Raw genomic sequence first — 6,709 nt, 5'->3', positions numbered from 1 at the left:
ATATTGAATTCTATAACACCAAAAGAAGGCATACTGAAATAGGAAAAGTACCACCTGATCAAATTTATAATACAAAAAGAATAGCATCATAAATAATTAGATATATATTTAAACTGTCTTACAGATGGGGAGTAGTGTATGAAACCAATGTTTTCCCTTTGTTTTATTTAACTAAAAATGCATTAAATTACCTAAATGAAGGAGACACTATTATTAATACAACCTCCATTACTGCTTACCGAGGCAATCCTACTTTAATAGATTATTCAAGTTCTAAAGGTGCAATTTTATCGTTTACTAGATCATTATCTACCTCATTAGCAAAGAAAGGAATTCGGGTAAATGCTGTTGCTCCTGGTCCGATATGGACGCCACTTATACCCGCTACGTTGAATGATTATGAGAAATTTGGTCAGGATACTGCCATAGGCAGAGCTGGACAACCAGCTGAATTGGGACCAGCATATGTATTTTTAGCTAGTGAAGATAGTAGTTATATGACAGGACAAACCATGCATATTAATGGAGGAACCATAATAGGCGGATAATATATTATAATTCAAAACTCTAGAAAGCTATGTTTAAAAATAGGTGCTTTAAAAACTATAGAGAATATAAAACCACAGTAGAAGCTAGGAATGCTTTTATAGAGTCTATGAAAAAACTATTTGATGTAAAACAATGGTCTGCCCTACCTGGATATACTGCTACTTTTGAAGTTTACAATCCGGTACAACAAAAATTTCATAGTGAAATCAAAGTTGGATATTATATAAAAATCTCCTTCTCTAAACTCCTACCACATAATTGGGTTAAAATAACAGATATTTTTAAAAGTGATACCTTAGCTTTTATTAAAGTACGCCCTGCTAGAGATCCAAATAAAAACAACAACCAAATAGCTCATTTTTTAGTAGAGGATGCAAGTAGTACATTTAAGGTTGAAATAAAAGGGCATACTATTTTTGGCTATGAAGTGGGATGTGATGAATTCATAAACAATAAAGGCGAGCAAGCAGGAAATCGTAAAATTATAAACACCATAATAGCAATTGGTGGTTGGTTAGGTATACAAAACTTACAATGGAACAAACTAACCAATTATTTAGTACATAAAACCGAGCCTTAATTTATGTTTGTTCTTTACACCTTAGCCATTTTTTTCTCCAATATATTGGTATTTGTTTTAGTAAAACTATAAGACTTTGAAAGTAATTTTTTTATTGACATTTTAAAGGAAAACGTAGTTTGTATATCATTTGAATTAACTTCTACCGTTCCTTGATGTGCTTTTGCAATTTCTGAAACTATGTATAAACCCAGTCCGAGACCTTGTGCATTTTTAATTGAGTTTTCTTTATAATACGGCTTAAATAAATTTTTTGAAACATTTTCGGAAATGCGGGGACCTGTATTTGTTACAGAAATTATAAAAGAATTAAATTTAATTCCTGTATAAATAAGTATAGGATCCTTACGGTTACCATGCTTTATAGCATTACTTAATAAATTTGATAAGAGCTGTCCTAATCTGTCAACATCACAAGGGAAACTTTTATCAATTTCGATAGTTGTTTTAAATGTTCGAGATGGATCAATTGCCTTCGCCTCCGAGATTACTTGTGAGAGTGAATTTATTAAATGATTTTTATTTCTCACTAAATTTAGTCGAATACCATCAGCAATATGACCTTTGGCTAGATCCAAAATAGTATCAATTAATTCTTGCATTCGATAAGAAGATGATTTTATTAATTTAAGTTGATTCGTAACAGCTTCAGGAAGCTTTTGATGTATCAAAATATCGGATATCATCCGTGTAGTTGCCACTGGATTTCTTAAATCATGACCTAATATGGCTATAAAAGTATCTCTTAACTCTGCAAGTCTTCTTTCTTCAGACAATTCCCTATTTAGCTGATAAATAGTATCTTTCATTTCCAAATATGACGATATCTGAAAAATCGATTTTTGCAATGCAGTCTTCATTTTATACCTATTGAATGTTTTTGGAGAAATATCCATTAATACTAAGGTTCCAAAAAAGGTTTCATTATTTTTATACAGTGGTAAGGCTGCATAACTTTTACATCCATAATCTACAACTAAGGAGTGATTAGAAAAATCAGGATTGTTTTCTAAATCATCAATAAAAACAGGCTTTCTACTCAATTTAACTTCACTACAAATAGTTTGAGATAAAGGAAGACACAATCCTCTAGGTATATTTAGTTCTATGTTTTTTTTAATAAGTGACGTTATCCATTGCGTTTCAGACATTCTGGCAATACAAACAAAACCCATTTGTGTTATTTCAAGAACTTCATCTAGTATCTGTGGTAATAATTTGGAATCATTGATAGTATCAAGATCCTTTTGAATATAAAAATCTAATGTATTATCCATAAATTGAGAAGAATAGGTTTAATTTAGTTTTTAATTATAATCGTTTTAAGTGTAGCCAATTTAAAGTTAAATTAATAATTTTGAAAATAGAAATTTATGGGTGTAATTGCTTCATATGAGTCATCATTTGTTTTTATTGAGTTAATCTTCCATAATCCAAAGTAAATTTATGATGAAAATGGGTATTAAGGCTGCTCTTCTTTTTCTTCAGAAGATAACAATCGATGGTCTTTATTTAAACCTACAATATCAATAATATTTTTAATCGTTTCATAAAGCATTAGTACAATAGATACCATAAATCCACTTATAAGAGAAGAAAAAAATAAAGTAGCCCAATACACATATTTATACCATTCAGCAGGGACATTTTCTGTTTCTGTTATAGGAATATTAAAAAACTGGAATAGTATAAGTGCTGCTATAAATAAAACTGAATCATATTTAGCAATGGAAATAACTTGACGATAATGCGCTTCTTTAAGTTTAGATTTGGTTCCTGTACTAATTCCTAAAAGAGTTAATAAAAGTGCTAAAATAGTAGCCGAGGCTAAAACAATTGTATTGCATAACATATTAATTCCCTGCAAAGAAGAAGAAATTAATTGTTTTGCCTCATAGCCAGAAATATTACCTAGCAAAAAAACACCTAGTGCTGTAATTGAAAACGTTATCAATCCTCCGTAAATTGGCTTTTTATTACTAACATCAAGACTCATAATCTTCTAAAACTTCATATTGAATAGATTTAAACTCCCCGCCATTACTAGCTTTTGCTCCACAAGCAGTTAATGCAACAATTAAATTCATTTTTGCTTTAAATAGTACATAATCCCCAGATTTTGCTGTAGGTGGCAACACTTTTAAAGTACCATCCGAAGCAAAGGTCACATTCATAAATATATTAAAAGCTGTTGGAATTGCATCAATAGGAATTTCATAATCTTGTAAGTGCTTATATAAATTTGAGAGACAACTTGGCTGCGGTGAATTTATATTATAAAAATGATTGAAGGTTTTTTGATCGCAGGGAGCAAGTAAAAAATCATTTCTTCCATTCGTATCTTCTATTATTTTCATCATTTTATTACTTCGATTACTCCATAAATAATTATTGGTAGTAATTAGTAAGGTTTCTTCATAATCTAACGTTTTACCAGAAGAAATTTTTTCTCTAATATCATCTTTATTTATTAAAATCATATCAGACACTTGTCCTCCTTCTGGATTAATAACTTTTAAGAACTGACCTTTTTTTAAAATGAATGATGTTCCACTGCGTTTTGGAATTGTTTCTATCATTTTATTTCATCTTTAAAATATGGGCATTCCCAATTTTTTTCTACTTTTCTTCCACTGTATTGTTTGGCTTCACTCTCTTGTCCAAAATCTTTAAGCATAGGATTTATGGTCCCTTGAAGCTTAATATCTCTATTACGAATTCTATTTCTTACTTGATTATAAGCGCCCATTTCTCTAAGTTTTTCAAACTGACTATGTAAATTAAAAACTAAGGTAGCATAGGGCATTTGACGTGCTTTCCGGGAACTATTAGGGTGCATCCCTACAATATAAAATGCACGTCCAACTATACTAAAACTATAATTATTATCATTTAAATGTTTACTCACGGATGGATCCCAGTCATAAGTATCCATTGAATTAAGCTTGTATAAAATGTTCCACAAAAAATCTTCAAACTCTAGAGAGTTGCTTACATTATTATTTGGAAATACAGCAATAGTAGAATAAAATGAATTAGCAGGGCGTTTCTCTTTGGCAACATGCTCTTCTAAAAACTTATATAATTTATGAACTTCTCTCAAAGAAGAGTTCTCTAAAATTAGCATTTTATAAGAATTATTTAAAATTACGGATTGAGCCATTAAACATGGATGGTTGTCATCGATTATGAACTTTTCGATATCGCCCCCTATTTTCTTATGGTCGGTTGTTTTTGAATTCATAAAATTAAAATTTTAATAAATTTATTGAGAAAGCCACCTAAATATTAACTCAAAACAGTTTTATATTAACTATATCCATTTCATTAATAATGTTTTAAGAAATTATCCTTTAAATTTCAATAACCATTGTTTTATTTTTTTACTGAACAATGAAACTTTTTAAAAAATTAAATTTTATAAACCTTAAATATATAGAATAATGAAAGTTCAATCTTATTTAGCATTTAATGGTAATTGCCAAGAAGCATTAAATTTTTATGGCTCACTTTTTAATGCTACTATTACAAATAAACAAACATATGAAAATGTTAAAAGCGACATCCCTAGCTCCTATCGTACTAAACTACAACACGCAGAATTAAAAGGTAATGGCGTTTACTTTATGGCCTATGATGCTTCTCCAGATACCCCAATTAACAAAGGAAATCAAATCCATATGAGTGTAGATTCTGCTGATAAAGCACAAGCGGAAGAAGTGTTTAAAAAATTAGCTTCGGATGGTCAAATACATCATGAATTCGAAGAGCGTGAATGGGGATATTTTGGACGTTGTACTGACAAATTTGGCATCAATTGGATGGTCAATTATAAAACTGAATAATTTTGATTCTTGTCCTCTTTTATAAGGAATATGAATCTTTTAAAAAATAAGGAGATTGGCTTTAAGCCAACCTCCTTATTAAAAAACGTTAAGTAAAAAGAATTTTATTTGTGTATTGGTTTATAATTAAATTTTTGTCCTCCTATAGACAAATCTGCCATTAATCCCTTTTTAGGCTTAGTAAAAACAATTACCCCATCACTATAATTTGCATTTTTAGCAGCACCTTTTTCTACAGCTATTGCTGAAGCTTCAGCAGTAAACTTATATTCACCTTGCTTAAATTCATTTAAAGCATCTTCAGTTTCAAAAAATATTACTTCCGTAATCTCTTGACCTCCAGCTTGAAGTCCAACATCTACTTTTTTTAAACTAGCCATTCCTACTAGTGTTCCATTTTCATATACCGCACCATTACCTGATGCACCACCAATAATTAATGCTCCTTCCCCCACATTTGGAAAAATAACATATCCGGAAGAATTAGAGAAAAAATTATTCAGTCCTTCATCTGTATTTATCAATTTACTTTTAGCTTTTTCTGCATCCGATATAATTTTTTGATCTTTCTCATTTTGAGAAAAAACTGTTACCGTAACTAGTAACATTAGTATCGATGTATAAAATTTCAAACTCTTCATAATAAATAATTTTATATTAATTGTTCATTTTAAATTAAAAGGATAACAAAACTTAATGATAGCTTGTAAGTTCCTTTGAAACTAATTTATAGGATTATTAATAACATTATTACCACTATTAAATCTATTTTTAATGCAATCAAAGTATATGACATTGCTACTATTAAGAAAATTTGGGAAGTACCAATAATAAATACAATAAACAATAGTAGTAGTCTTCTCATAAAATTTCATCTTAAAAACTAACAATTGCACCTTGAAAAATAAACCACAGTAATTCAAAAATTTTCTAGAGTATAAAATTGAGAAGTATCTGTATGATTTAAAAAAAACAAGGGTTACATAGCCACTACATTTAATTATTACAAATATAATTATTTGATTATCAGTTTTTTTATACAATATTTGGTCAAACAAAAAAATGCTATAAGTATATGGTTATTTTCTACGACCATATTTTTTTATCATCATAAACTGGGTGTGTAAATCACACTATTGATAAAAATCATTCATAAAAAATTAATTTCTTGTACATTTTAAGCAGGATTCTTGCTATTTTCATTACCAGTGTTTGAAGTATTAAATTTGTTAACGGACTATCACTTTTACGAAATATCTTATATTTTATTCTTCCTATCTTCGCTTATCCCCACTCCCTTTATCAAAAGCTACCAGATTAAAAAGTTCACGCATTCGACTGCGCACACGGTTTCCATACCGTCCTTCCAGTTCTTTCGCATTTAGATTAGTGGTAGCATGTGTTTTTACCTTATGTCCCAACAATAGTTCATGTCTAGATAACAAGATTTCTCCCAACACATTACAATCCTTTCCAAAATGGCGTCCTATAGGTTCTACTCCTAGATCATCAAAACAATAAAATCGGTGATCTCCATATTGTTCAATTATTCGATACCCGATATTGTTAAATCCAAAAACGATATTTCGAGAAGGAATGGACTTGCAACAAAAAACTAGACAAAGAGAAAAGAGATTATGCTGCTAATTTTTGATTGTACATATCTGTTTCAAACTCATCAATAGATTTTAATCCTAAAGCTGAGTGTAATCTTTTTCTATTATACCAAGTTTCT

At 29.6% G+C, this 6,709-nt stretch carries 7 protein-coding genes and 2 pseudogenes; 3 read left to right on the top strand and 6 right to left on the bottom strand.

The window, feature by feature from the left end; genetic code table 11:
- Positions 1–137: 137 nt before the first annotated feature.
- Both AC13CQ_RS09005 and AC13CQ_RS09000 read left to right on the top strand, forming a co-directional pair.
- Positions 138–548, top strand: a pseudogene (locus tag AC13CQ_RS09005) (SDR family oxidoreductase); the annotation flags it as partial.
- Positions 549–577: 29 nt separating this feature from the next.
- Positions 578–1,129, top strand: coding sequence for a hypothetical protein (locus AC13CQ_RS09000; protein WP_474507408.1), 552 nt, complete (start codon positions 578–580; stop codon positions 1,127–1,129).
- Between the two features lie 14 nt (positions 1,130–1,143).
- On the opposite strand, the gene AC13CQ_RS08995 is transcribed toward AC13CQ_RS09000, so the two are convergent.
- The 4 genes from AC13CQ_RS08995 to gntA form a co-directional block, all read right to left on the bottom strand.
- Positions 1,144–2,406 carry a GAF domain-containing sensor histidine kinase gene (locus AC13CQ_RS08995; RefSeq protein ID WP_474507409.1) on the bottom strand — a complete coding sequence of 421 codons (1,263 nt, stop codon included), beginning with the start codon at positions 2,404–2,406 and terminating at the stop codon, positions 1,144–1,146.
- Between the two features lie 185 nt (positions 2,407–2,591).
- Complete coding sequence (locus AC13CQ_RS08990) at positions 2,592–3,125, bottom strand: hypothetical protein (protein ID WP_474507410.1); 534 nt, start codon at positions 3,123–3,125, stop codon at positions 2,592–2,594.
- On the bottom strand, positions 3,115–3,708 hold the full coding sequence (locus AC13CQ_RS08985) for a DUF1989 domain-containing protein (RefSeq protein WP_474507411.1): 594 nt from the start codon (positions 3,706–3,708) through the stop codon (positions 3,115–3,117). Before AC13CQ_RS08985 ends, AC13CQ_RS08990 begins: the two co-directional genes overlap by 11 nt.
- Positions 3,705–4,373 carry a guanitoxin biosynthesis heme-dependent pre-guanitoxin N-hydroxylase GntA gene (gene gntA, locus AC13CQ_RS08980; RefSeq protein ID WP_335587998.1) on the bottom strand — a complete coding sequence of 223 codons (669 nt, stop codon included), beginning with the start codon at positions 4,371–4,373 and terminating at the stop codon, positions 3,705–3,707. Before gntA ends, AC13CQ_RS08985 begins: the two co-directional genes overlap by 4 nt.
- Positions 4,374–4,572: 199 nt before the next feature.
- Between gntA and AC13CQ_RS08975 the strand changes: the two genes are divergently transcribed.
- Positions 4,573–4,974 (top strand): VOC family protein, encoded by a 402-nt coding sequence (locus AC13CQ_RS08975; protein WP_335587997.1) that lies wholly within the window; start codon positions 4,573–4,575, stop codon positions 4,972–4,974.
- A gap of 104 nt (positions 4,975–5,078) precedes the next feature.
- Here AC13CQ_RS08975 and AC13CQ_RS08970 read toward each other — a convergent pair whose 3' ends face one another.
- A complete protein-coding gene (locus tag AC13CQ_RS08970) occupies positions 5,079–5,615 on the bottom strand; it encodes a lipid-binding SYLF domain-containing protein (protein WP_335587996.1) in 537 nt (178 codons plus the stop codon).
- 633 nt (positions 5,616–6,248) lie between these two features.
- A pseudogene (locus tag AC13CQ_RS08965) lies at positions 6,249–6,572 on the bottom strand (ATPase); the annotation flags it as partial.
- Between the last annotated feature and the right edge of the window lie 137 nt (positions 6,573–6,709).

It is taken from the genome of Galbibacter sp. L-19 (assembly GCF_056857615.1).
This window is presented reverse-complemented; position numbering and strand designations above follow the sequence as displayed.

Bases quoted from the DNA above. Each gene is read 5' to 3' on its own strand.
- AC13CQ_RS08995 (WP_474507409.1), bottom strand. From the start codon at position 2,406: ATGGATAATACATTAGATTTTTATATTCAAAAGGATCTTGATACTATC.
- AC13CQ_RS08990 (WP_474507410.1), bottom strand. From the start codon at position 3,125: ATGAGTCTTGATGTTAGTAATAAAAAGCCAATTTACGGAGGATTGATA.
- AC13CQ_RS08985 (WP_474507411.1), bottom strand. From the start codon at position 3,708: ATGATAGAAACAATTCCAAAACGCAGTGGAACATCATTCATTTTAAAA.
- gntA (WP_335587998.1), bottom strand. From the start codon at position 4,373: ATGAATTCAAAAACAACCGACCATAAGAAAATAGGGGGCGATATCGAA.
- AC13CQ_RS08975 (WP_335587997.1), top strand. From the start codon at position 4,573: ATGAAAGTTCAATCTTATTTAGCATTTAATGGTAATTGCCAAGAAGCA.
- AC13CQ_RS08970 (WP_335587996.1), bottom strand. From the start codon at position 5,615: ATGAAGAGTTTGAAATTTTATACATCGATACTAATGTTACTAGTTACG.
- AC13CQ_RS09000 (WP_474507408.1), top strand. From the start codon at position 578: ATGTTTAAAAATAGGTGCTTTAAAAACTATAGAGAATATAAAACCACA.